Origin of the sequence: Spirosoma agri, from assembly GCF_010747415.1 — a bacterium.
In the GTDB taxonomy this organism is placed as follows: domain Bacteria; phylum Bacteroidota; class Bacteroidia; order Cytophagales; family Spirosomataceae; genus Spirosoma; species Spirosoma agri.
Genome location: NZ_JAAGNZ010000002.1, coordinates 432,201 through 455,941 on the forward strand (window position 1 = coordinate 432,201; position 23,741 = coordinate 455,941).

General features: G+C 50.5%; 24 protein-coding genes. 9 read left to right on the plus strand and 15 right to left on the minus strand.

Translation table 11 applies throughout. The features are described from left to right. The first annotated feature begins 39 nt into the window (after window positions 1-39). Window positions 40-915, plus strand: coding sequence for a transglutaminase-like domain-containing protein (locus GK091_RS18540; RefSeq protein ID WP_164041384.1), 876 nt, complete (start codon window positions 40-42; stop codon window positions 913-915). Window positions 916-1,070: 155 nt separating this feature from the next. On the opposite strand, the gene GK091_RS18545 is transcribed toward GK091_RS18540, so the two are convergent. Then, window positions 1,071-1,697: a 4'-phosphopantetheinyl transferase family protein gene (locus GK091_RS18545; protein WP_164041385.1), complete on the minus strand. Its 627-nt coding sequence runs from the start codon at window positions 1,695-1,697 to the stop codon at window positions 1,071-1,073. A gap of 76 nt (window positions 1,698-1,773) precedes the next feature. Here GK091_RS18545 and GK091_RS18550 point away from each other — a divergent pair, with 76 nt between their 5' ends. The 3 genes from GK091_RS18550 to folB all read left to right on the plus strand — a co-directional run bounded on the left by GK091_RS18550 (window position 1,774) and on the right by folB (window position 4,128). Further along, on the plus strand, window positions 1,774-2,673 hold the full coding sequence (locus GK091_RS18550; protein ID WP_164041386.1) for a WD40 repeat domain-containing protein: 900 nt from the start codon (window positions 1,774-1,776) through the stop codon (window positions 2,671-2,673). Window positions 2,674-2,791: 118 nt separating this feature from the next. After that, entirely contained in the window at window positions 2,792-3,694 is a 903-nt protein-coding gene (locus GK091_RS18555; protein ID WP_164041387.1) for a DivIVA domain-containing protein, read from the plus strand. A gap of 83 nt (window positions 3,695-3,777) precedes the next feature. Continuing rightward, a complete protein-coding gene (gene folB, locus GK091_RS18560; RefSeq protein WP_164041388.1) occupies window positions 3,778-4,128 on the plus strand; it encodes a dihydroneopterin aldolase in 351 nt (116 codons plus the stop codon). A gap of 63 nt (window positions 4,129-4,191) precedes the next feature. On the opposite strand, the gene ytxJ is transcribed toward folB, so the two are convergent. Then, a complete protein-coding gene (gene ytxJ, locus GK091_RS18565; protein ID WP_164041389.1) occupies window positions 4,192-4,521 on the minus strand; it encodes a bacillithiol system redox-active protein YtxJ in 330 nt (109 codons plus the stop codon). A 54-nt stretch (window positions 4,522-4,575) separates the two neighbouring features. Then, window positions 4,576-4,884 carry a phosphoribosylpyrophosphate synthetase gene (locus tag GK091_RS18570; RefSeq protein WP_164041390.1) on the minus strand — a complete coding sequence of 103 codons (309 nt, stop codon included), beginning with the start codon at window positions 4,882-4,884 and terminating at the stop codon, window positions 4,576-4,578. A gap of 62 nt (window positions 4,885-4,946) precedes the next feature. Between GK091_RS18570 and GK091_RS18575 the strand changes: the two genes are divergently transcribed. Together GK091_RS18575 and rsgA are read left to right on the plus strand one after the other, a co-directional pair. Beyond that, window positions 4,947-6,227, plus strand: coding sequence for a 3-deoxy-D-manno-octulosonic acid transferase (locus tag GK091_RS18575; RefSeq protein WP_164041391.1), 1,281 nt, complete (start codon window positions 4,947-4,949; stop codon window positions 6,225-6,227). A 54-nt stretch (window positions 6,228-6,281) separates the two neighbouring features. Further along, window positions 6,282-7,208 carry a ribosome small subunit-dependent GTPase A gene (gene rsgA, locus GK091_RS18580; protein WP_164041392.1) on the plus strand — a complete coding sequence of 309 codons (927 nt, stop codon included), beginning with the start codon at window positions 6,282-6,284 and terminating at the stop codon, window positions 7,206-7,208. A 143-nt stretch (window positions 7,209-7,351) separates the two neighbouring features. Here rsgA and GK091_RS18585 read toward each other — a convergent pair whose 3' ends face one another. The 7 genes from GK091_RS18585 to hemC all read right to left on the minus strand — a co-directional run bounded on the left by GK091_RS18585 (window position 7,352) and on the right by hemC (window position 15,100). Further along, a complete protein-coding gene (locus GK091_RS18585) occupies window positions 7,352-8,728 on the minus strand; it encodes a cystathionine beta-synthase (protein ID WP_164041393.1) in 1,377 nt (458 codons plus the stop codon). Window positions 8,729-8,850: 122 nt separating this feature from the next. After that, window positions 8,851-9,417: a hypothetical protein gene (locus tag GK091_RS18590; RefSeq protein WP_164041394.1), complete on the minus strand. Its 567-nt coding sequence runs from the start codon at window positions 9,415-9,417 to the stop codon at window positions 8,851-8,853. Then, window positions 9,414-10,538 (minus strand): AAA family ATPase, encoded by a 1,125-nt coding sequence (locus GK091_RS18595; protein WP_164041395.1) that lies wholly within the window; start codon window positions 10,536-10,538, stop codon window positions 9,414-9,416. Before GK091_RS18595 ends, GK091_RS18590 begins: the two co-directional genes overlap by 4 nt. Window positions 10,539-10,575: 37 nt before the next feature. After that, window positions 10,576-12,243 carry a M1 family metallopeptidase gene (locus GK091_RS18600; protein WP_164041396.1) on the minus strand — a complete coding sequence of 556 codons (1,668 nt, stop codon included), beginning with the start codon at window positions 12,241-12,243 and terminating at the stop codon, window positions 10,576-10,578. Window positions 12,244-12,441: 198 nt separating this feature from the next. After that, window positions 12,442-13,671: an ABC transporter permease gene (locus GK091_RS18605; RefSeq protein ID WP_164041397.1), complete on the minus strand. Its 1,230-nt coding sequence runs from the start codon at window positions 13,669-13,671 to the stop codon at window positions 12,442-12,444. A 68-nt stretch (window positions 13,672-13,739) separates the two neighbouring features. Continuing rightward, window positions 13,740-14,177 carry a GNAT family N-acetyltransferase gene (locus tag GK091_RS18610; protein WP_164041398.1) on the minus strand — a complete coding sequence of 146 codons (438 nt, stop codon included), beginning with the start codon at window positions 14,175-14,177 and terminating at the stop codon, window positions 13,740-13,742. After that, window positions 14,174-15,100, minus strand: coding sequence for a hydroxymethylbilane synthase (gene hemC / locus GK091_RS18615; protein WP_164041399.1), 927 nt, complete (start codon window positions 15,098-15,100; stop codon window positions 14,174-14,176). Before hemC ends, GK091_RS18610 begins: the two co-directional genes overlap by 4 nt. 378 nt (window positions 15,101-15,478) lie before the next feature. On the opposite strand from hemC, the gene GK091_RS18620 reads away from it, so the two are divergent. Together GK091_RS18620 and GK091_RS18625 are read left to right on the plus strand one after the other, a co-directional pair. Beyond that, window positions 15,479-15,886: an Hsp20/alpha crystallin family protein gene (locus GK091_RS18620; RefSeq protein ID WP_164041400.1), complete on the plus strand. Its 408-nt coding sequence runs from the start codon at window positions 15,479-15,481 to the stop codon at window positions 15,884-15,886. Between the two features lie 380 nt (window positions 15,887-16,266). After that, the gene (locus tag GK091_RS18625; protein ID WP_164041401.1) at window positions 16,267-17,316 is read left to right on the plus strand and encodes a ribonucleotide-diphosphate reductase subunit beta; all 1,050 of its coding nucleotides are present in this window, start codon (window positions 16,267-16,269) and stop codon (window positions 17,314-17,316) included. A 131-nt stretch (window positions 17,317-17,447) separates the two neighbouring features. Here GK091_RS18625 and GK091_RS18630 read toward each other — a convergent pair whose 3' ends face one another. From GK091_RS18630 to GK091_RS18645, 4 genes are all read right to left on the minus strand, one after another. Continuing rightward, the gene (locus tag GK091_RS18630; protein ID WP_164041402.1) at window positions 17,448-18,365 is read right to left on the minus strand and encodes a glycosyltransferase; all 918 of its coding nucleotides are present in this window, start codon (window positions 18,363-18,365) and stop codon (window positions 17,448-17,450) included. 81 nt (window positions 18,366-18,446) lie between these two features. Further along, window positions 18,447-18,905 carry a regulatory protein RecX gene (locus GK091_RS18635; protein ID WP_164041403.1) on the minus strand — a complete coding sequence of 153 codons (459 nt, stop codon included), beginning with the start codon at window positions 18,903-18,905 and terminating at the stop codon, window positions 18,447-18,449. A 161-nt stretch (window positions 18,906-19,066) separates the two neighbouring features. Further along, the gene (locus GK091_RS18640) at window positions 19,067-19,999 is read right to left on the minus strand and encodes an RraA family protein (RefSeq protein WP_164041404.1); all 933 of its coding nucleotides are present in this window, start codon (window positions 19,997-19,999) and stop codon (window positions 19,067-19,069) included. Between the two features lie 12 nt (window positions 20,000-20,011). Then, complete coding sequence (locus GK091_RS18645; protein ID WP_164041405.1) at window positions 20,012-20,950, minus strand: RraA family protein; 939 nt, start codon at window positions 20,948-20,950, stop codon at window positions 20,012-20,014. Window positions 20,951-21,148: 198 nt separating this feature from the next. Between GK091_RS18645 and GK091_RS18650 the strand changes: the two genes are divergently transcribed. Beyond that, entirely contained in the window at window positions 21,149-22,588 is a 1,440-nt protein-coding gene (locus GK091_RS18650; RefSeq protein ID WP_164041406.1) for a mandelate racemase/muconate lactonizing enzyme family protein, read from the plus strand. Between the two features lie 95 nt (window positions 22,589-22,683). Here GK091_RS18650 and GK091_RS18655 read toward each other — a convergent pair whose 3' ends face one another. Further along, a complete protein-coding gene (locus GK091_RS18655; RefSeq protein ID WP_164041407.1) occupies window positions 22,684-23,595 on the minus strand; it encodes a TIGR01777 family oxidoreductase in 912 nt (303 codons plus the stop codon). Between the last annotated feature and the right edge of the window lie 146 nt (window positions 23,596-23,741).

Sequence of the window (23,741 nt, forward strand, 5' to 3'; positions counted from 1 at the left end):
TTTTTATCCAGGGGCCATACTAAAACGTGACAAAAAAGCATGAGCGACAACGAATTAAAAGCTTTGATCTCGCTGCTGGACGATGAAGACATGGAAGTGGTTGAGCATGTCGAACAGCAAATCCGACAAATAGGCGGACAAATGATCCCACTGCTGGAGACAGAATGGGAGGGAAGTTTTAATCCGGCTCTGCAAAAACGCATCGAAGAAATTATCCACGACCTGCAATATGAATCCGTTCTGGAGCGCATGCGCGACTGGAAAAACGGGGGGGCTATGGATCTCCTGGAAGGACTTTGGATCGTGGCAACCTACCAATATCCCGATCTGTCGCTCAACAAGCTGAGGCAGGATATCGAACAGCTGTATTACGATGTCTGGATTGACATCAAAGCGGACATGCACCCCGATGAGCAGGTTCGGTCTATGAACAATGCCTTTTTTACGAAGCTGAAATTTGCCCCCAATACAAAGCACTTTCATTCGCCATCCAACTCCATGATCAATCAGGTGCTGGAAACGCGTCGGGGAAATCCGATTACGCTTTGTGTGCTTTATATGCTCATCGCGAAACGGCTAAACTTACCGATCTACGGGGTAAACCTGCCGAACCTCTTCGTGCTGACCTACAAGAACGATAACGGTGTTCAGTTCTACATCAACGTGTTCAACCGGGGACTGGTCTTTACCAAGAAAGACATCGATCAGTATATCGATCAGTTAAATTTAAAACGGCTGGATACATTCTATCAACCCTGCACCAACGCCGACATTGTTCGCCGGGTATTGCGGAATCTGACGCTGGCCTTTGAAAAAAACGGAGATACCGACCGGGTCCGGGAAGTAGAACAAATTCTGGACATGGTTCGGGACGACGGCGATGGCCTTCCCCTATCCGATTATACACAACGGTAACATCCCATGTAGAGACGCATGGGAGTGCGTCTCTTGAGCGTCAGCAAAACCGCAGAATCGGGGGGCGTGATGATGCTAAGTCAAGCTAGCGCAACGAATTAGCTGGCGCACAGGAGACGCAACGGATTGCCGCATCAGCGGACTGGTCTATACAGTTAGAACGCCACCGCCAGTAAACCGGGGCCGATCTGGAAACAGCGGATCGTCAGCTGAGCTTTGTGGTCGGGCAAGCGAACATGGCCGATGAGGTGTTCGGCTCCATCGGCAAACGGTTCAACGTGCAGGTGTTCACGGAATGTGAGTTGGCGTTTGCCATAGAGTTTATACAACGCTTCCTTAGCGCACCAGTAAACAGCCAGTCGGCTCGGTTCGCCCGCTGCGTGGTTTACTTCATCTTCCGATAACACACGGGGCACCACGCGCCGAAACTGATCGCGGATTGGTTCGATATCAATGCCGACCGGGCGCGTTCGATGCAACACCGCAGCCGCCCAGCCGCTGGTGTGCGACAGCGAAACATGCCAGGGGGTACCGATTAGATGAGGTTTCCCAAATTCGTCCTTATGCAGACCCGCATAGACCAGGCCCTGCGCGTCGATCAACTGGCGAATAGCCGTTCGACTGGCTAGCCACTCGACCCGCTGAGCCGGATGAGTAATCGTTGCCAGTTCTTCCTGCTCTGCCAGGGTCAACGGAAGATTTTCCCTGAGCGTTGGTTCGTCTTCGGTGATGGGCCGGAGCACGGCCACGCAATCACTATTTATCGTTAATTGGACAGTCACGAATCAAAAGTCGGAAGTCGTTCGAGAAAAAGAAAGGTTTAGCGACCTTTGATACCCGATTTTTGGTTTATGATTCGTGATTATTGATAAAATTGATACGTTTGGCGGCCATCGCGACTGTGTGTACGCACTCGAACAAGGTCTGCAATCCAATCAGGTTTTCTCGGCCGGAGCCGATGGACTGGTTGTGCGCTGGCAACTTGACCGGCCCGATCTCGGCGAATTAGTAGCAAAAATTCCTGCTTCGATCTACTCACTGGCCCTACATCCCGAGAGTGGTTTATTATGGGTTGGCCAAAATTACGAAGGATTGCATCTAATTGATACAATTCGTAAACAGGAAGTTAACTCGCTAAAGCTAACGTCTGCGGCCATCTTCGACATTAAGTTTTATAGACACGAAGCCATTATAGCCCTCTCCGATGGTGTCGTTGCGATTGTCGATGCCGAACAACTGGCAGTCAAGAAACACCTGAAAACATCGGATCAGTCAGCGCGGTGTGTAGCTGTCAATCCCGTCGAGCGTGAAATGGCGGTGGGGTATAGTGATCATAGCGTGCGCATTTTTGATCTGACCACCTACGCACTTAAACGAACGATTCCGGCGCACACCAATTCGGTATTTACGGTGGTGTACTCGCCGGATTTTCGTTTTTTGCTAACAGCCGGGCGAGATGCCCATCTAAAAGTATGGGACGTCGAAAATGGGTATGCATTGCATCGAGAAATAGTGGCGCACATGTTTGCTATCAACCACCTGACCTACAATGCGGAAGGTACGTTGTTCGCTACGGCCAGTATGGATAAATCCATCAAAATCTGGGATGCCGAGACGTATAAATTACTAAAAGTTGTCGATCGGGCCCGGCATGCTGGACATGGTACATCCGTCAATAAATTGTTGTGGACAAATTATGATAATCAGTTACTTTCTGCCAGTGATGATCGTACAGTCTCCGTGTGGAAGGTGAGCTGATTGGCTATTTCTGACCGAAGAAGCGGATTTTCCTTGCTATTTATTGCGAAATACGTATAATGGGCGTTACTTCACCTTTACTAGGTATGTTCATAATTTCCCTAACCGAAGCGCACCGATGAAAATCACGCCCATCGAAATCCGGCAGCACACATTTGAACGGGGGCTGCGTGGTTATAGAACCGAAGACGTTGACGCCTTTCTGGTTTCACTCTCTCAGGAATGGGAACGCCTGACGGGTGAGTATAAAATGCTTAAAATGCAGCTCGAGATCGCTGAGAAAGATCTGGGTAAACTGAAAGAAGTTGAAATGACGCTGTTCCGGACGCTTAAAACCGCCGAGGATACCAGCACCCAAATCACCGACCAAGCTACCAAAGCGGCTGAACATCATCTGGCAGATGCAAGACAAAAGGCAGATGACATACTCGGTGACGCTCGTAAAAAATCGTCACTGATGGTACAGGATGCGGAAAACCAGGCCCGCTACCTGAAAGATAACATACTTAATGACCTTAAGGCCCTGGAATACGATTTCAAAGCACTTGAAGGCTACAAAGACAATCTGGCGAATCAGATTCGTACCCTCGCGGGCAATGCGGTTGATAGTGTAGAGCGGTTCGAGAAAAAATTTGCCAAGCAGGATCTTAAAGGAAAAATTGATGAGGTTGCCACGCAGATTCAGGGTGAATTGAAGCAGGACGATGCGCAGCAAAACCCCGCTCCCGAAACGTCTGCCGAGCCAATGCCGGAGTTGGCGGCTGCCCCGGTCGATGAACTACCCCCGCTGATCGAACGCGAAACGTCGGTGCCGGAATCGATACCGGTTGACGAGCCGCTTGTTGACAAACTTAATGCCCAGCTGGAAACGCCGGATTCTGTCGCTAAAAATCAACCTGACCCCTTCGAAACCGCTCCAGAGTCGGTGCTTGCCGAAGTGAACACCGCCGATCCGGCGACCAACGAACCCGCAACCGAATCGCAGCCGAAACGAGGTGGGTCATTCTTTGATCAGATCTAAATACGTCTGATAACTTGCCATGAAAGTCCGTGCGTTACTCGCGTAACAGGGATTTTCGTAAAGGTGGACCGTCCACACGACAAATGGGTACAATTGCTCTAGAAGGACTTGAATTTTTCTCCTACCACGGTTTTTACGATGAGGAGCAAAAAATTGGTAATAAATATTCGGTAGATATTGTTGTAACAGCCGATTTTTCGGAAGCTGCCCGACGCGATCGACTGAGCGCGACCGTCAATTACGAAGATCTGTACCGGATTACAGCGACGGTGATGCAGCAACCTGCGCGGTTACTGGAACACATTGCGCACCGAATCATTCAGGAGATACGCACCAAATACACGGACCTTTTGTCAGTGCAGGTGAGCGTGTCAAAATTCAATCCGCCGATCGGGGGCGTTTGCCATCGGGCGAAGATCACCCTGAACGAATAAAAGCGTGACGGGAATAACGGTCGTTAACACGTTATCCTCGTCACGCTTTTCTTGCCCTCTTTACTATACTGCCTGCTGCAAACCGGCAAACGAAATAGACATATGGGAGGCATCATAAATGCATTCGCCATTACGAATCAGCAACACTTGCGGGGACTCGTGTTCTACACCGAATTCGCTTTCAATTTTATTAGAGATTGGCCGGTTAGCCAGTAAGTCGAGGTAATAAGGTTTCACCCCGAGCTGATCACTCCAGTTGCGTTCCATGCGGCTGAGTGCCATGGCGCTGATCGAACAGGTCGTGCTGTGTTTAAATATCAGCACTGGCTGCTTTGCCGACTCTTCCTTGATTGTTGCGAGTTGAGCGTCGCTTGTTAGTTTATTCCAGTTCATTGTATCGACACACGTTCTGTTGACGTAAAATCAATTTTTTACGTGAAAAGTTCGTCATTCTTTGGGCGTGTAGCGTAGTTTCTCGGCCATCTCGGGCGATATAGCTTCCGAGTAGGCACCATAGGCATCGACAAGGGTGCCATGCTGGCCATTTTTTGCTTCGATGGCGTATAAGACAGATTCGTCGCCCGGATCGGTCATGCCCTCAAAGCGGTACACATCCACAACATCGAAGTCCGCTGGTCGCAACATAATATCGTCTTTCGAACAATGCAGATGATCGTCTTTCAGGTTGTAATCGAGTGTGAACCCCTTCTTCTGAAGATCGGTAAGTGCTTCGGTGAGTGTATCGTATGATTGCATAGTTTTCGAATGGTTTGGCAGCAACTGGTTAGCTTTGTACGTATAACCAACCATCTATTCGCTTGTTTTCGGGATTATATAACACCGGCATTTTTGTTTTTCAGACTATACTACGGCTCGTCGCTCCGTTCAATGCCAAAGCCAGGCTATGGGTCGATGGCCGGCGCGGCTGGTCCGGTAAGCTGGCCGAAAAAATTTCGGGCATTGAAAAGCCGATCGTCTGGTTTCATGCGGCTTCATTGGGTGAGTTCGAACAGGGCCGACCCGTGATCGAAACGTACCGGACCCAGTATCCCGATCATACGATTCTGCTGACTTTTTTTTCGCCTTCAGGCTACGAAGTTCGGAAGGACTACGACAGCGCTGATTTTGTCGTTTACCTGCCCGCCGATACGCCCGCCAATGCCCGCCAGTTTGTGGCTATCGTGAAACCAAAAATCGCCTTTTTTATCAAGTACGAATTCTGGTATAATTACCTTCATGAGCTAAAAACGGCTCAAGTACCTGTTATTTCGTTTTCGGCCATTTTTCGCCCCGATCAGCTTTTTTTTAAACCGTACGGCGGTTTTTACCGGGATATGCTTCGCTATTTCGATCACATTCTGGTGCAGAATCAGGAGTCCGTCGACCTGCTGAAAACGATTGGAATTACCAACGTCACACTCGCTGGCGATACGCGCTTTGACCGGGTCGCTGCGGTCGCTACGGCCAAAAAAGCTATTCCGATTGCCGAGGCATTTACAAACGGAAAGCCGGTTCTGGTGGTGGGCAGTGCGTGGCAGGAAGATATGAACGTACTTATTCCGTTTCTAAACCAGTTCGATAAACCGCTGAAAGCCATCATTGCCCCGCATGAGATTCACGGAGAGGTCATTGAGAAATGGCGTAGTCAGCTTCACAAACCGTCGATACGCTATTCGGAGGTTGACAAAAATAGCCCGTCAGCTAATGATCTGCTCCGTCAATCGCAAACGCTTTTCATCGACAATGTCGGGATGCTGTCCTCACTCTATCAGTACGGCAAGTTTGCCTACATTGGTGGGGCATTCAAGCAGGGGCTGCACAACATTCTGGAAGCCGCTACCTTTGGTGTGCCTCTCTTTTTCGGTCCCGAGTACGATAAGTTTCAGGAGGCTATTGATTTAGTGAAGGAAGGGGCTGCTTTCCCAATCAATACCACCGACGAGTTATTGGTACGATTCGACGATCAGTACATAAATACCGCCGAAGCCGCTAAAATCAGCCGTAGTTATGTAGAACGGAACATTGGCGCAACGGCGCAGGTTATGAAGATTGTAACACAACTAATGAGCGAAAGAGGGAACGGGAGACAGAGCGAATAAAAGACGCACTACCATTTCGCTCTTTCACTTAGTCACTTTTTCGCACGTTCACCATTGAAACAAGGCTTAATTATACGCTCCACTGGTTCCTGGTATGACATTCGTAACGAGGATGGTCATATTTTTAAGGGTCGGCTGAAGGGCAAGTTCAAGATCAAGGGGCTCAAAGTCACGAACCCGATTGCCGTAGGCGACCGTGTCGAGTTTGATGTCGAAGACGAAGCCGAGAACACGGCCGTCATTACCGATATTTCACCCCGCGAAAACTACATCATTCGGCAGTCGGTCCACAAAACGGCCCATGGCCATATTCTGGCGGCCAACATCGATCGGGCGGTGTTGCTGGCAACGCTTACGCTGCCCCGTACGTCACTGGGGTTCATCGATCGCTTTCTGGTATCGGCTGAATCCTTCCGCATCGCAACGACCATTGTCTTCAATAAAACCGATATTCTGAACGATGAAGGACTGGCGTATCAGCAGGAGATCATGGATATGTACGAGCGTATCGGCTACCAATGTCTGCCCACATCGGCGACGGAGGGCGAGGGGGTCGAAGCATTCAGACAGCTGCTCGATCGCAAAGTGACCTTATTATCAGGGCATTCGGGCGTCGGTAAATCGTCGCTGGTGAACGCCATCGCACCCGACCTGAACCTGCGGACAAATGAGGTTTCTACGTTTGCTAACAAAGGGGTTCACACGACAACGTTCGCCGAAATGTTCGAACTGGCCCCCGACACCTACATCATCGACACTCCGGGTATTAAGGAGCTTGGGCTGATGGATACCGCCAAGGAAGAAATCAGTCACTACTTTCCGGAGATGCGCGATCGATTAAATCAGTGCCGTTTTCACAATTGTCTACACGTCAACGAGCCGGGTTGCGCCATAAAAGATGCCGTTGCCGAGGACGAAATTGCCGAAAGCCGTTACATGAGCTACCTCAGCATGGTAGATGGTGGCGATAACCGACGGTAGAGACGCAACCCTTTGCGTCTCATTGGCGTCAGCAAAGCCCCCGGTCTGGACAAGTTGATTACTTGTTGCGTCTCATTGTATTCTAGCAAAACCCCCGGTCTGGGCGAGTCCGATCAGGAGACGCAAAGACGCGTCTCTACGTATTAATTTGTCATTGCAGCTAGCAGATCAGCCTGCGTAATGATATGAACCTGCTCTTTTTCGTCCCGAACCAGTAACGCTTTGTTGTCACGGTCGATCAGCGACGACAGAGAATCAATCGTATTGTCGAGACCAACGAACTTGAACGGTTTGTCCATGACATCGCTTACTGGTTTCTCTTTCACCGATGGGTCTTCAATGAGCTTAGTCAGAATCGTAGAGTCGGTAAGGCTGCCTACAATATGGCCATCTTCGTCGACAATGGGAATCTGAGAGATGCTGTGTCGGTTCAGCACATGAATCGCCTGCCCAACCGATACGTTGGAACCGATGGTCGTTAGCTGCGACTGCCCATTTTTGTTATGGATAATGTCACGGGCCGTTTTGAACGCCCGATCTTCCAGAAAGCCGTGATCCTTCATCCAGGTATCGTTGTAAATCTTGGCGAGGTAGCGCGTACCGTGGTCGGGGAGGAGGATCACCAGCACATCGTCGTCGGTCAGGTTCTCCTTCGCCCATTCCAGTGCACCATGCACCGCCGTACCGCACGACCAGCCCACAAAAAGCCCTTCCTCGCGCGATAATCGCCGGGCCATGATAGCCGCATCTTTATCGGTGACTTTCACGAAATGATCGATCACGCTAAAGTCAACGTTCTGGGGCAGAATGTCTTCGCCGATACCTTCGGTCAGATACGGGTAAATTTCACCCTCGTCGAACTGGCCAGTTTCTTTGTACTTCTTGAAAACGGAACCGTAGGTATCTAGCCCAACGGATACAACCGTCGGATTCTGTTCTTTCAGGAATTTTGACGTACCACAGATGGTCCCACCCGTGCCGACACCAGCCGCGAAGTGCGTAATTTTTCCGTCGGTGTCGCGCCAGATTTCGGGGCCGGTCGTTTCGTAGTGAGCCGCTGTATTGGCCGGGTTGTCGTACTGATTCGGATAAAGCGAGTTTGGAATATCGCGGTTGAGCTTCTTCGCGACGGAATAATACGAACGCGGATCGTCGGGCGCTACGTTCGTTGGGCAAACGACGACCTCTGCGCCAACCGCCCGCAGAATGTCGATCTTCTCCTGCGATTGCTTATCGGCCATTGTGAAAATGCACTTGTAGCCCTTGCCAATAGCCGCCAGGGCAAGGCCCATCCCCGTATTACCACTGGTACCTTCGATGATGGTGCCACCAGGTTTGAGAATACCCCGCGCTTCGGCGTCTTCAATCATACGGATAGCGATCCGGTCTTTGACCGAGTTACCGGGATTGAAATACTCGACTTTCGCCAGAATTGTTCCACGTATTCCTTTCGTGACTTTGTTGAGCTTCACCAGGGGCGTATTGCCAATGGTCTCGATTATGGAATTATAGTAGTTCATCGTGAGTAAGGCCGTTTATGGCTTAGCTGTGGTTGTTGTATTAATGTTCCTTTCTCAATAAACCACCAATCAGGCAGTTCGTTCACTGGCTTACCAATCGCTCGGTCCTACGTTGAACATGATTAGGGTAGTTGGCTAACGAATGCGTTTACCTGATGGTGAAAATGCTTGAAACTTTCGGAACGCTGTTCGAGCCAAGAAATATCAAAATTGATTAAAATACCATCAGCTAGGAGAATTTGCTTACTGACGAGGTTTGTGTCTCCATAAACTGCTCGCTTGGCTTCTGAACGTGGATATGATTCTAGCGGGGTATTTTTTCCTGCCTCTTCATTATGGCGTTTAATGTACCAAAGCCAATATTCGATACACTGAACGGGAAGCATCAATATGACGGGATGACTCGCACATTTACTTGTATATAGTTCCTGCCTTGCCTTAATTGTAGGTTTATGTTCAGTATCTATATCACGGCTGACAAATAATATATCCAATCCTAATAAAGCTCGTTGCCTTAAAGCGTCTGGTAGCAGTTTGTCCACTTGACTACCATTTGCCGCTTTGAATCGCCAACGTTCTGTTTCATCCTCAATAAATGTTTCAGGATATTGCTGATGAAGGTATTTTTCGAGAAAGTTACGCTGAGCCTTATCTTCTCCAAAAAAGCCATACGTGATGATCCGGCTCATTTTGGTACTCCTCCCAAAAAACCAACCGTCCAGGCATCACCCAATGAATCCGTATAGTGCGGAGGCTCAATCCCTAACTCCTTACTCTTAATTATCTCTGGCTCTATTACGTCATGCTGTAAGTTCTTAACATGGGTAGCCCCTTTGTCGTCTTTGTCAAAAATAAAGACCGATTCTGGCATGTCTTTGAACATATCAACCACAATTGGGCTGTGTGTCGTCATAATAACCTGTACATCCTTTTCCTCCGCCAGTCTAAAAATAAATTGTACCACCTCAAAAATCCGGCGCGGGTGAATTCCTTTTTCGGGTTCTTCCAGAAGTAAAAGTTTGGGGGGATTTGGTTGGTTGATGATACAAAGAAGGGCGATGAAATAAAGCGTACCTTCGGAGAGTTCGTCGGCCCAGTAGATTGTTTTCTGCTTGCCGTTTGTTAGGCCAATTCGCTTAAAGGTTTTATCGCCAAACTGTTTTACAAGCTCATCTGTGGACGGAACATTCTGGAAATTGATCTCCGTAAACTCCGGAACGCAGGTAGCTAAATCCGCTTTTATCTGCGCAAACGATTCTGGATATTCGTCTCTAATCCGATCGAAAAAAGCTATTAAGTTAGACGCATCCGCAACCACTGAATCATCTCCTAATCCAACTGGGGCTGGTTTGTCGAGTTTATTGGGATCTGGTTTGTATAATTTTAACGATCCAAACCTTACTTGCAAACCTTGTGCAGTAGAGTTTTGTGAAACTGTCTCTTTATTTTCTTCCTCAGAATCTACTTTTTGGCTGTTAAATACTAAAAGTTGAAAATTATTCTTGTTAAAAATTACTTCAGATGAGCTTACAGATGACGATAATGAATAATGCACAAAATACTTTTTATCGTTTCCAAAAGTATGCTCAAATGAAACCTTCAGAGACATTCTGTTCGACGGATCTTTGTGAAATAGTATACTATTATTTATACTCGCTTTCTCATTTGCAAACAACTCAAAAAACTCTAGCGCCTTTAGAAAATTCGTCTTGCCGGAGTTGTTCGGGCCGATTAGTAAATTGACTTTCTGAAGGTCGAGCGTGACGTCTTTCAGGCTCTTGAAGTTCTGGATCGAAACGCGCTTGAGCATGGGAAGGAGCAGTTATCTAGCCGGTAAGTTAGCCAATTTACTTACCCATTTGTGAAGCCCGCATCAATACGGTATTATCCGGGTCGATCACGACCGAAGCCGGTTGGGTGGCCAGCGGGATCGTAAACGTCTGCGTAGCCTCGGTCATGGTCAGGCGGGGGGAGCGCGTCACCTCACGGCCCCGTGCGTCGCGCATGCTGAACGTAAGTGGTATGGTGAAGAAGACACCACTACGTTGCGATTGCCGTACGTCGATGACCAGCGCCTTTTTTGCCGCGTCGTAGCTAGACCCCCAAACTACTTCGGGGTAGCCGGGCTGGTAGAGCCATTGTTTAAAAAACGGCCCTAGTCTCTTGCCCGATACGCTTTCCATTACCGCCTGTAAGTCGCTGCTCTGCGCGTTGGCATTCCGGAATTTTGCGTAGTAAGCGCGTATACCCTGCCAGAAAACGTCGTCGCCGAGTTCGTGGCGGAGCATGTGCAATACCCAGCCGCCTTTCTGGTAGGAATTTGGGTTCAGCAGATCCATCAGGTTCGTAGTGGTCGAATCGACGATGGTACCTTTGGGTTTAAGCGCCGTATAGCGCAGAATCTGACCTTTGTTCTGGTTCAAAACCGCATTGAGCGTGTCTTTGCCGTACGCATGTTCAAGGTAGAGCGCTGAGAAATAGGTGGCGAACCCTTCGCTCAGCCATAGCTGTGACCAGTCGGCTTCCGTGGCCGAGTTGCCAAACCACTGGTGTGCAATCTCGTGGGCAAGCAAGGCTTCCACATCCGAATCCTTGCGGCCAACGATCACCTTCTCGTTGTAAAAAATACAGCTGGCATTTTCCATACCCCCAAAAATCGTGGTCGACTCCACATTGGCCAGTTTCTCGTAGGAGTAAGGGCCAACCTTATCCACAAAATACTGGAGGATCTCTTTCGCGGGTCGATAGTCAATAAATCCCTTCTGACTGTCTTTGGGATAAAGCCAGCTCTGCACCGGCACCGCACCCACTGAGCCAACTTCCTCAACCGCAAATCGAGCGGCACCAATCACCATCACTTTTGTCGGGATGGGCGTATTTTCCTGCCAGCGCGTTAGTTTTCGCGGAGGGCCACCCGATGTTGCGGGTAAATTGCTTTCGCCCAGCAGTTTGCCGTTGGCAATGACGCGGTAGGTTGCTGGCGCATTGACGGTAAAGGCACAGGTCGCTTTGTCGGATGGGTGATCGATAACGGGCAGGTAGTTACGGGCATTGTTGGGCCAGTTGTCGCCGAAAAAGGTACGTTCACCAAATTTGTTCTGGCTGATGATCAGGCCCCGTGCCGGAACACCGTCGTAGCGAATGGTCAATTCGGTGGGCTGGCCGGGCTGCGCCGAGGGCAGATTGACAAACACCCGGTCGTTGCGATGACTGAATGGGGTGGCTTTTCCGTCGGACAGGCGTACCTCACGGACTTTCATCCCTGTCTGTGTCGAATCGGCCTTTCCGCCGATCAGGTCGAACCAGACAGTCTGGCGGTCGTCGGCGCGGGTGAACCGGATTGTTGTTTCGCCCTTGATTTGATTGGTTGAATCGCTCAATGTCAGGACGAACGCATAGTGCAGCACGTCAACGCCGGGTTGGGTGTAACGAGCAGTATTGCCTGGTAACTGGGCGTACGAAGCAGTCGTCAGGAGTAGGAAAAGGAACCAGATCTTAAAGCGTAATTGAGTCATCGATGATTGGGTAATAGTCAAATCGGGATTTAGAAGGGAGTCGTTGAGAGAGAGTGTGTGACCGGGTGACTTATGAGTCACCCGGTCACACACTCTCTCTCAACGACTCCCTTGAGCTACTAAGTCTTTACTAGTCAAACTGGGGCTTAGTAGTGGTCGAGTGACTTGGAAGTTACCCGATCGCTGGTTACCCGCCTTCTACTCTTCGGCCAGTGTCCGTGAAATGTTCATGCGGTAGACACCTAATGCCGGTAGGGCTGCGGCCAGTAGACCAATGAACACGGCAACGCCTAACAAGACCCATTCTTCAGGCAAAATACCGAAGGCGGCCAGGTTGTAGTGATACTCGGAGGAAACGCTGTTTGAGAACAACCACAGTCCTACGCGGCTGAGCAGAATACCCAGACCAAAACCGATCAGCGCCAGCACTAAGCCTTCCAGCAGCAACATACCAAACAACTGCGCCCGTGTGGCTCCCATCGACAGCATCAGTGCCATTTCGTACCGACGCTCTTTCAACGAATTATAGAGCGATACAAATACGCTGATGCCCGAAATGAGCATGATCACAACAGCGAGTCCGCGCAGGGTTTCGACACCAACGCCGAGCAATGAAAACAACCGATTGATCTCAATATTCGGTAGAGCCGCCTGTAGTTTGGAGTTCGTATTGATTCCTCGCGCGATCATCATGCCTAGCGGATTCCGAAACTGGATCAGCATACTCGTGATCTCGCGCGGGGCTTCTTCGTGGCCTTCTTCCTCATGTGCTTCACCGGCTTCATGTTCGTGTTCTTCCCCGTGTTCGTCGTGGTGTTCATGAATGGCCCACACGCTCGATACGGGCGTCAGAATGAGTTGGTCGACAACCGTATTGCTGGGACTCAGGATACCGACAACCTTGTATTTCGTGTCGGCATGTTCTTCGCCCTCGGCATCCAGACCGTGCGATCCGGAGAAGGTGTCACCCAATTTTAGCCCCGCGACTTCGGCTACGCGCGGACCAATCACGGTTTCGAGGTCCTGCTGAAACAGCCGTCCTTGCCCGATAGTGGCCCCGAAATGATCGATGTATTTCTTGTTCGTGCCAATGATCCGGAACGAGCGGTAATTATCGCCCATCGCCAGCGGAATGGCCGTTTTGATCATTGGGTTTCGCGTCAGCTTTTCAGCTTCGTCAAGCGGAATATTACCCGTTGGTGAATCGATCTGATAAATGCTCGACAGAATCAACTGCAAGGGGCTTCCCTTGGCGCCCAGCACCATGTCTATTCCTTTGATATTTTTCCGGAACTGGTCATCCAACTGCTTATTGAGGAGCAGCAGTAGCGAAATAATCGTAATGCCGAAGGTCATCAGCAGACCGCTCAGGAAACTGCTCAGGGGCTTGTCTTTCAGGTTGCTCCAGCTAATTCGGAATAGATTCATGGTTGAAGATCAGGCTGTTAGTCAGTTGGTCAAAAAAGCAAACGCAAAGTACTGGTTTACAGAGTAACTCATAAATCCAGTTTAAAATGATGGCTGGTAATGTTGAATCGTTTGTTCAGGTAGAGCCGATGTGCATCGTAGCGGGCCGGATTCTGACCCGAATCGAGCGAAACGCACTGACAGCCTGCCTGCCGGGCTTGCTCAATAACGAAGTCGAGCAGGGTGCTGGCGTACCCTTTCCCGCGCCCCTCCGGCAAGGTCGACAGGTCGTCGATGTACAGCGTCTTGCCGCTGTAGAGCAGGTTCATGTAGCGATAGCCGACCACGGCGGGTGCTGGGTGGGAGTGATCTCCTTCGTTGATGAATGCCAGTACAAACCGTTCGTTTTCCTGTTGATACCGGATTTGCTCAAGCGCCTGCTCGCTGGTCAGGTGTGGGCGCAGGGCTAGCATGGCGGGTAAACAACGACGAATATCAGCGTCGGTGGTAGCAATGGTTGGGGTCATAGGTGAGCGCGAATTTCGGTTAGTAAGACGTCGCCACCACGAGTCAGAATGCTTTCGGCCAGTTCGTGGCCCAGCATCGATGCCTCTTCCGGAGCGCCAGTAAAGTTTTCGCGGAGAAGCTGACTGCCATCCAGACTGACTAGACCGCCCGTCAGGGTGATGGTTTGTTCGGGCGACCACTGGGCCAGCGCGAAAGACGGAATGCTGCAACCACCTTCCAGCCGAGCCAGAAACGACCGTTCGGCGCGGAGACAGGCTTCGGTCAGGCCATGATTGGTCAGCTGGCGAACGCGGTCAATTTTGTCGATCGACAGCGTATCGGCGGCTTCGATCGCGATACTACCCTGCCCAACGGCGGGAGTGAAGTCCGACAGGGGTAATTGTTCGACGATCAGGTCATCGTAGCCCATCCGGTGAACGCCCGCATACGCCAGAAGCAGCGCATCACATTGGCCTTCGTCGAGTTTACGGATGCGTGTCTGAAGGTTGCCCCGCATATCGACCGTTGTGACGTGTGGGCAGTAGTGCTTCAGCATAGCAACCCGGCGAGTCGATGAGGTACCAATCGTAAACTCCCGTCCGCTCGTGAGCGAGAGGTTCTTATCCCGGCTAACCAGCACATCGTTCGGCAGTTCGCGTTCGGTGAAGGCAATGATCGATAAGCCATTGGGCAAGCTCGACGGCAGATCTTTGGCACTGTGCACCGCAATATCGATCGAGCCTACCCAGAGCTGATCTTCCAGTTCCTGTGTAAAGACGCCTTTGCTGCCGATTTTCGACAGGGATCGGTCCAGCACCTGATCGCCCTTGGTGTCGATAAGTACCAGTTCGGAGGTTAATCCCCCGGCCTGTAAAAGCGTTTGTATATGTTCCGCCTGCCACAGCGCCAGACGGCTGCCGCGCGTTCCGATTCGAATATGCATGAGTGACGTTTTCGGTACGTTGGTTTTGTGGACAGGCGCTTGCCAGCAACAATCGGGAAACGTGGACCGAACCTTATTTCCCGCAAAGGTACGGCTTAGCAGTCACCAAAACAGGTCTTTACCGCTAGAAATACGTCGTATTGGTCTGTAGAACGGAAACCACACAAAACCCCAGTCTACACGACCAAAATTCCCCACTTCGGCCTACCGGACGATCTGGCATAAAAAATAGAAACAGGGGCTGATCGCGCCAAAACGGCATAAAACAGGGAAAATACACAGTCATTTGCTGACAGCATGTCGGGATTAACTAATCCTAAACCATTAGGCACGAGGTTTGTCTATAAGTCATTACTTGGACAGTAAACAGCAACTCCTATGAAAGCGATAGAAAATGTATTTCAGGGAACGGGCGGTCAGGTCGATTTGCTCAATACCCTATACGGCGGTTCGAGCCAAACGACAATGAAAGTTGATCGGGAGGACGAACGACTCATTATAAAATTGTCAGCTCCGGGTGTCAGTGCCAATTCGTTTAACGTATTGGTCGAAGGAAACAAGCTGGTTTTGTATACGCTATTGGTCAGCACATCGGGCCGTAGCGAAGAAGATGGCACTACCCAGCGGCTGGCTGTGCCAATGTTTTTACGGGTACTCGACATTCCATCCTTTGTGGATGCCGAACAGATCGAAGCCGTTCATGAACACGGTCAGGTCCGGGTAATGCTGCCCTTTAAAGACGAAGAACACCAGCACCGCCGGATTGACATCAAGGATTTATTTTAGTGTGCCTTTTTTCCCTGTCCGGGGCTCTGCGTGGCCCTGTAGCCTATAGATCAGAATGCGGGTCGTTTCTACGGAAGCGGCCTTTTTTTGTGCCCTTCAGTGTCAGTGCAATAACGGCTGTCTATACGTCAATTGATTGACAATCAGGGTGACAGGTTTTAGTAGAACTATTTCAAGAACTTAGGTGGAGCCTGATCGGCCAACGTGCTGATTGCGTTCTGTTTACCGGCAACGAGCCGTTAATCGACCAAAAATCATTCAGCGAATAGGCTTGTAGAAGTGGCCTGAACGGTTAATTTTGTTGAAACGATACAACATACGGACACGTTTATCAGCCAGTTCTGCACGGCTGATGACCAACTATAAACATTAATGCCATTATGGTACAAAACGAAGTAATCGAACCGATTCTACAGGAAGACAAAGGCCGCTTCGTACTCTTCCCAATTGAACACTGGGATATCTGGGAGTATTACAAAACGCACCAGGCGTCGTTCTGGACCGCTGAAGAAATTGACCTCGGCCAGGACATGAAAGACTGGAACAACCTGAACGATGGTGAACGGCATTTCATTTCGCACGTTTTGGCGTTCTTTGCGGCTTCTGACGGAATCGTAAACGAAAACCTCGCGGTCAATTTCCTTTCGGAAGTACAGTATGCCGAAGCCAAGTGTTTCTATGGCTTCCAGGTGATGATGGAGAACATCCACTCTGAAACCTATTCGCTGCTGATCGATACCTACATTAAAGATGCGTCTGAAAAAGATCGCTTGCTGAACGCTATGGACACGATTCCGTGCGTACAGAAAAAAGCGGAGTGGGCCTTGCGCTGGATCGATAACGGAACGTTTGCTGAGCGGTTGATCGCATTTGCGGCTGTGGAAGGCATTTTCTTCTCCGGTTCGTTCTGCTCCATCTACTGGCTCAAAAAGCGGGGACTGATGCCGGGGCTGACCTTCTCGAACGAGCTGATCTCGCGTGACGAAGGCTTGCACCGTGATTTCGCGTGTCTGCTCTACACCGATCACATCATCAACAAAATGCCCGAATCGCAGATTTACGACATCATTCGCAATGCTGTCGAAATCGAGCAGGAGTTCGTGGTTGATGCACTACCCGTGTCGCTCATTGGTATGAATGCCGAACTGATGAAGCAGTACATTGCGTTCGTCGCCGATCACCTGCTGGTTACGCTTGGACTGAAAAAACTGTACAATGTGTCGAATCCGTTCGATTTCATGGACATGATTTCGCTTCAGGGCAAAACCAACTTCTTCGAGAAGCGGGTTGGCGAATACCAGCGTGGTGAAGTTATGGCTAAATTCAAAGCGTCGAAAGCAGCCGCCAACCAGTCGAATGAGGCTGGTGAGCCAATGCCCGTTGCTGTTGCCGAAGAGCCTAAAGGAATTACGTTCGATGCCGATTTTTAAGGGAAACTACACGACTTTTTGAGTCATGTAAATCCCGTCTGTTTGCAGAGAGACCCGCGCCAATTAACCTATGGCGCGGGTCTTTCTACGTTGGGGCTACGCTCTGTAAGCACGGCTTGACTGGCGAGATACTACCTGATTTTCTGACGATGACGTAGGCTTTCGCGCATGGGACTACCGCGCCAGATGAATCCCGCTAACCGGGCATAAATACGATCCTGGTAAAATTTTCGACCGTTTTTGATAACGTAATAGGCGCGAAATAAGGCTCTTGCGGGCCAGGAGTGGTATTTGCGAAAGTAGTGGAACAGTGAAATGTAGTACTCCTTTTCAACGTCGTAGTTGCGGGTTGTGCTCTGACCCGTAAAATGCACGTATTCTGCCTGTGGAACCAGATAGGCATAAAAGCCGATTTGTAACAATCGCTTGGCCACATCTTCTTCTTCGACATACAGGAAATGAGCAACATCGAACCCGCCGATAGCGTGGAAAGCCGACGCCCGCACGAATAAGGTACTGCCCATAATGAAAGGGACGCGTATCGGTTCGGTATAGACCTGCTGAATGGCTGGGTACAGAGCCGGATTGAACGTACGGACGAAACTGTGCCCAATAATTTTACTGCCCAGTGTGGGTAGATACCCAAACGTGGCTTCTCGTGAGCCATCACCGGTAAACATCTGGGCACCACACAGACCCGCATCCGGTGTGGCGTCCATGAACAGCGTCAACTGGCTGCACACATTCGTCCGGAGGATGCAGTCATTGTTCAGGAAATAGTAGTAGTCGGCTGTTGGGTTGGCGAACTGAACGCCCAGCATATTACCGCCCGAAAAGCCAAGATTGATGCGGCTGCGGATGAGCCGGACATTTGGGCGATCGGCAACGGGTTGCAGCGCTTCGTACTTGTCGGGAGCAGAATTATTATCAACGACAATAATCTCATACTGAACGTTCTGCGTTTTTTCATTGATCGAATCAACGCAGTCAAACGTAAATTGATGAGAGTTGTAATTGAGCAGGATGATGGAGACAAAACGCTGATTCATTACCCACGATAGATGATCGGCCAAACCGCAAAGAACCAGTTTTTTGGGTCATAAAACAACTGTCACCGGCTTTACGGACACTTAATCGGTGTTTTCGAGCACTTGCCAGACCAGATCCGGCTCGTAGCCTTTGCTGAAGGCATAACGAGCCAGTTTTTGCTTAATAATCAGGGGATTGTCGTCGCGAAGGCTACGGCGTTTTTTGTCTAGAAGCTCGCTGAGGGTCGTTCGGTAGTCGTCCGGCGCAATTCCGTTCATCGCCTGATCGAGATTATAACCCGTAATGCCCCGTTGTTGCAGGTGTTGCTTGATCTTTCGTTTTCCCCAGCCTTTTATCCGGAACTTACCCCCCGCAAAGCTTTGGGCGAACCGTTCTTCGTTGAGGTAATTCTGCTGAATCAGCTCGGCAATTACTTCTTCGGCATCATCGCCGTAAATGCCCCATTCCTTCAGCCGGTTGCGCACTTCCTGCTGGGTTCGTTCCTGATACGCGCAAAACATAGCCGCTTTGCGCAGTGCATCTTTCAACAGATCGGTCATACATAAAAAACACGTAGGAACGGGGAGAGGTTCGGTTTGTTATTTTTTTGTCAGCATGACAAAAAACAAAATAATGTGTTTGAAATGAGTCACTTGTGGTATATTGCTTCGCTGGCAAAACATACAGCATACACACTATATCATACATACCACATTCGCACTCACCATGTCCGTTTGCTCATCACTTTATCCAGCTCGGGTCTGGTCATGGCCCCCAGTTCCGGATGCTGACCGAGCCATTTAAGGAAATTAGTCTTGAGTTCGTCTGTCCATTGGCTGTCGATCTGCCCGGTCGTGTACCGTCCCGATTTGACCATCTCAAAGCCAAACTGATCTTTGCGGGTGACAAATTCGGCGGTGCTAACGACCTGATCGGCCATGTGAGCGGGCACGAACAAAACGCCTTCCCGCTGGGCAATGACCAGATCGCCGGGCAGTACCATCACGTTACCGATGCGGATCGGCGCATTCAACCCCATCAGGACCATTTCTTCGAGAAACGACGGGTGAAAATCACGGACAAAAGCATTGAATCCCTGGATATTCTGCAATTCCTGCAAGTCTCGGGCGGCTCCGTTGAACACGACACCGTTGCCGGTTTTGCTGAAAATAGCATTGCCCAGCGTAGCACCCATCAGCGTGCCACCGCCAATTTTACCGAACGCATCCGCCACGTAAACATCACCTTTCGTGAGCGTTTCGATCGGCCAGGTGTTGGTGTTACCCTTTCTGCCCTGCTTGCTGATGCCGCGCTCCTTGATGATCTTTTCCACATCGGGTCGGCTAGGCATGAACATCGCCGTAACCGCCCGGCCCGTAACCGGTACGTCGTCTTTGATCAGCTTCCAGCCACCTTCAAACTGATTCGTGTAGCCTTCATTTTTCAGGACTGTCCAGGCATCGTCGATACCAATGTGCTTGGCTCGTTCGACCAGCTCATCGGGTAGTTTTGGGCGGCCATCAGGGAACCGGTCGCCCTTCCATTCGGCGGTTAAAAATACGAGTTCATCTTTCGGTATTGTCTGAGCCGATAGCTGACCGGCAACGCCAATAAGCGTAATAAAGGAAAATAAAGTAGCAATGCTGGATTTCATGCGTCAACGTAATTAATGGCCCTCTTTCGCCAGATAGGCGTCTATGTCTTTTTGGGTGATCGCTAATTTCTTGGGGTACTTGCCCACCCACGTTCTGAATTCGCCTTTGATCTTGTCGGACCAGTCGCCGTGAATTTCGCCGGATGGGTATTTGCCCTGCTGTAACAGTACCCGTTCAAATTCGTCGCGCAGGGCGGTCATTTCAGAAGCCGACACCAGTTCTTCAACCAGGTGAGCGGGGATAAACACCGTTCCGTACTCGTTGGCAAACACCACATCGCCGGGAAGCACGGTAACCTCACCAATGCGGATGGGAGCGTTGATGGAGGTTGGGGTCATGTCTTTGATGTAGGAAGGGTCGTGTCCTTTCACCCACGCGTTGAAGCCTTTCGTATCTTTCAGTTCCTGCATGTCCCGAACCGATCCGTAGAAGATGACACCCTTGCCGGTTTTTCCGTAAATGGCGTTGCCCAGGCTCGACCCGATCAACGTCCCATCCTTAATTTTCCCATAGCCATCGGCCACGTAGATATCGCCTTTCGTGAGCACATCAATCGGCCAGATGTTGATGCCGCCTTTTTGCGAACGACCTTCGGCTTTCCCCTGCGACCGCACCAAACTGTCGAGGTCGGGCCGGGTAGGCATAAACTGCGCCGTAACGACGCGTCCTGTCATGGTTTCGCCGGGCTTGAGAATGACCCAGTTCTTTTCAACCTGGTTGCGGTAGCCTTTCTTTCCCAGAAAACCCCAAATCTGTTCAAGCGTACAATTCTGTAATCGGTCCAGTACTAGTTCAGGCACTTTCGGACGGCCATCGGGCAATCGTTCGCCTTTCCAGTTGGCGGTCAGGGCCGTAACATACTCCGGCGTTGAGCCTATCCGCTGGGCCTGGGCTGATAAGAGGCCCGAGAGGGTGATCACCGTCCACGCGATTACTGTTTTCTTGATCATTGTTTTATAGGGTTGACTAGTCAATAAAAATCGGATGAGCCGGAAGGTGAAACTAGAAAAGCCGACTGGCATCAGCCTTTCCGTTAGGAACCAGGCGTTTGCGCTTATTATGAATAAAAAGGCAGCTGAATAAGTAAAATACTGACATACACTCATTTTATAACCGATTAGCCATAAACCCTCAGGAATCCTTTAATTATGAAAAACAGTTTATCCCGATTGTCTTTATCGGACAAATCATCTGATCGCCGTGATTTCCTGCGCAAGGCCGGACTAGGTGGTCTGTCGCTTGGTTTCATGTTCGACAAGCAGCCCGGTCCCCACGCGGTCGAGCAGGAAATGGAGTTCATCACGCAGAAAGTCAACCGTGATTCTAAACCGGCGGAACTGAAAATTACGGATTTACGCGTAGCGGTTCTGGCGGGTGTGCCGTTCGGTAGCCCCATCATCCGGATCGATACGAACCAGGGTCTGGTTGGCTGGGGCGAGGTGCGCGACGGGGCCAGTGCCAATTATGCGCTGATGCTCAAAAGCCGCCTGCTGGGCAAAAATCCGTGTAATGTTGAGCAGATCTTTAAACAGATCAAGCAGTTTGGTGGACACAGCCGGGCCGCCGGTGGTGTGTGTGGCGTTGAAATGGCGCTCTGGGACTTAGCCGGTAAAGCCTATAACGTGCCCGCTTATCAATTGCTCGGCGGTAAATACCGCGATTTTATCCGGTTGTATGCCGATACGCCCGAAGCCGATACCTACGAAGGCTTTGCCAAGAATATGCAAAAACGCCGGGACCAGGGCTACACCTTCCTGAAAATGGATTTTGGTATCAGTATGCTGGCCGATAAGCCGGGTATGCTGGTCAATGCCAACAACTGGAGTGTAAAGCGGCAGTGGGATGACAAGGAAACGGGAAAACTCGGCAACTATGCGAACACCAAGCACCCCTTCACCCGCATTCAGGTGACCAAGAAAGGGTTGGACGCCCTGGTCGAACACGTTAGTAAAGTGCGCGAGATTGTTGGCTATGATATGCCGCTGGCGGCTGACCACTTCGGTCATTTCGACGTCAATACCGCCATCCAGATCGGTAAAGCGATGGAACCGTTCCGGCTAGCCTGGCTGGAAGATCTGGTCCCCTGGATGTATACCGACCAATGGAAGCAAATTTCGGATGCTATTGATACGCCGACGCTGACAGGCGAAGATATTTATCTGAAAGAAGATTTTATGAAGCTCATCGATGCCAAAGCCATTGACATGATTCATCCGGATCTAGCGACGTCGGGTGGTTTGCTGGAAACCAAGAAGATTGGCGATTACGCCGAAGAGAAGGGTATTCCAATGGCCATGCACTTTGCCGGTTCGCCGATTTGCATGATGGCCAACGTACACTGCGCAGCCGCTACCGAGAATTTTGTCGCGCTTGAGCACCACGGCGTCGATGTATCGGGCTGGGAAGATATTGTGACGGGTATGAAGCCGATTGTCGATAAAGGGTTCGTCAGAGTGCCTGACAAGCCGGGCCTGGGTGTCGAACTGAATGAGGATGTGGCTAAGAAATTCCTCAAAAAAGGAGCGACCTGGTTTGCCCCAACCGACGTGTGGAATACGAAAGATTCTGCCGACCGGGAGTGGAGTTAAAAAAGTAACGTGGACATCCTGTCCGCAGAGCCAAAGATTGAGTTTTAGTTATTATAACTCGTTAACTTATCGGCTCTGCGGACAGGATGTCCGCGTTACGTCAATAAATCGCTCAGGGCGTTTGTCAGATCAGCGTACTTGTAGCGGAATGTTGTTTCGTCCGTAATGCGTTTGTTGAGGACGTAATTGCCACCGATCACCGTTATGGCCAGTTCGCCGAACATCATCTTGATCACAAAAGCCGGAATGTTAGGTAGTATCATAGGCCGGTGCAGCACGCTGGCGATGGCTTTCGTCAGTGATTCGTTAGTAGCTGGATTAGGCGCAACGGCGTTATACACGCCCTGCCACGATTCGTCGGTCAATGCCTGACAATACATCCGGCAAAGATCGTCGATGTGAATCCACGAAATGTATTGCTGCCCGGAGCCAATCGGTGCGCCAGCCCCCAGCCGGACAGGTTGCGCCAGTTTCGGCAAGGCACCGCCATCCATCGTCAACGCGACCCCCGTTCGTAACTTAACCGTCCGGATGCCGAGAGCCGCAACCGAATCTTCCGACCGCTCCCAGGCCCGAACCACTTGCGCCAGAAAGTCCGATCCTCCCTGACTCGTTTCGATCAATGGCCGATCTGCGGTATCGCCACCATAGTAGCCGATAGCCGAGGCCCCGATGAATGACTTTACCTTATGCGGATTTTTAGCCAGCGCCTGCGCAATCAACTCCGTCGACTGGGTGCGACTGGTCAAAATCTCGTCCTTGCGGGCGTCGGTCCAACGTTCGTCGGCGATGCCTGCTCCGGCGAGGTGAATGATGTGGTCGGCAGTCTGGATCGCTTTTGGGTCGATATGGCCTTTTTTGATGTCCCACTGATAAACCGTCACGTCCGGAATCGATTTGCGTTCCCGGCTGAGCAACGAAATCTGAAACCCCTGTTGTCGAAGCAACGGAATCAAGTGGCGACCAATTGAGCCGGTGCCGCCGGTGATAAGAACAGTTTCGTTCATGAGTTCTAAGTGGGTTTGTTAGACTTATAACTACTGAGAACGGTTGAGGTTTCAAATGGGGGATTTACTACCTGATCACAGGTCGTTGCGTGGCTGGCTATGAAAATACGAGTCCGTAACGGGCTACCTGATGGCTGTCAGTACGT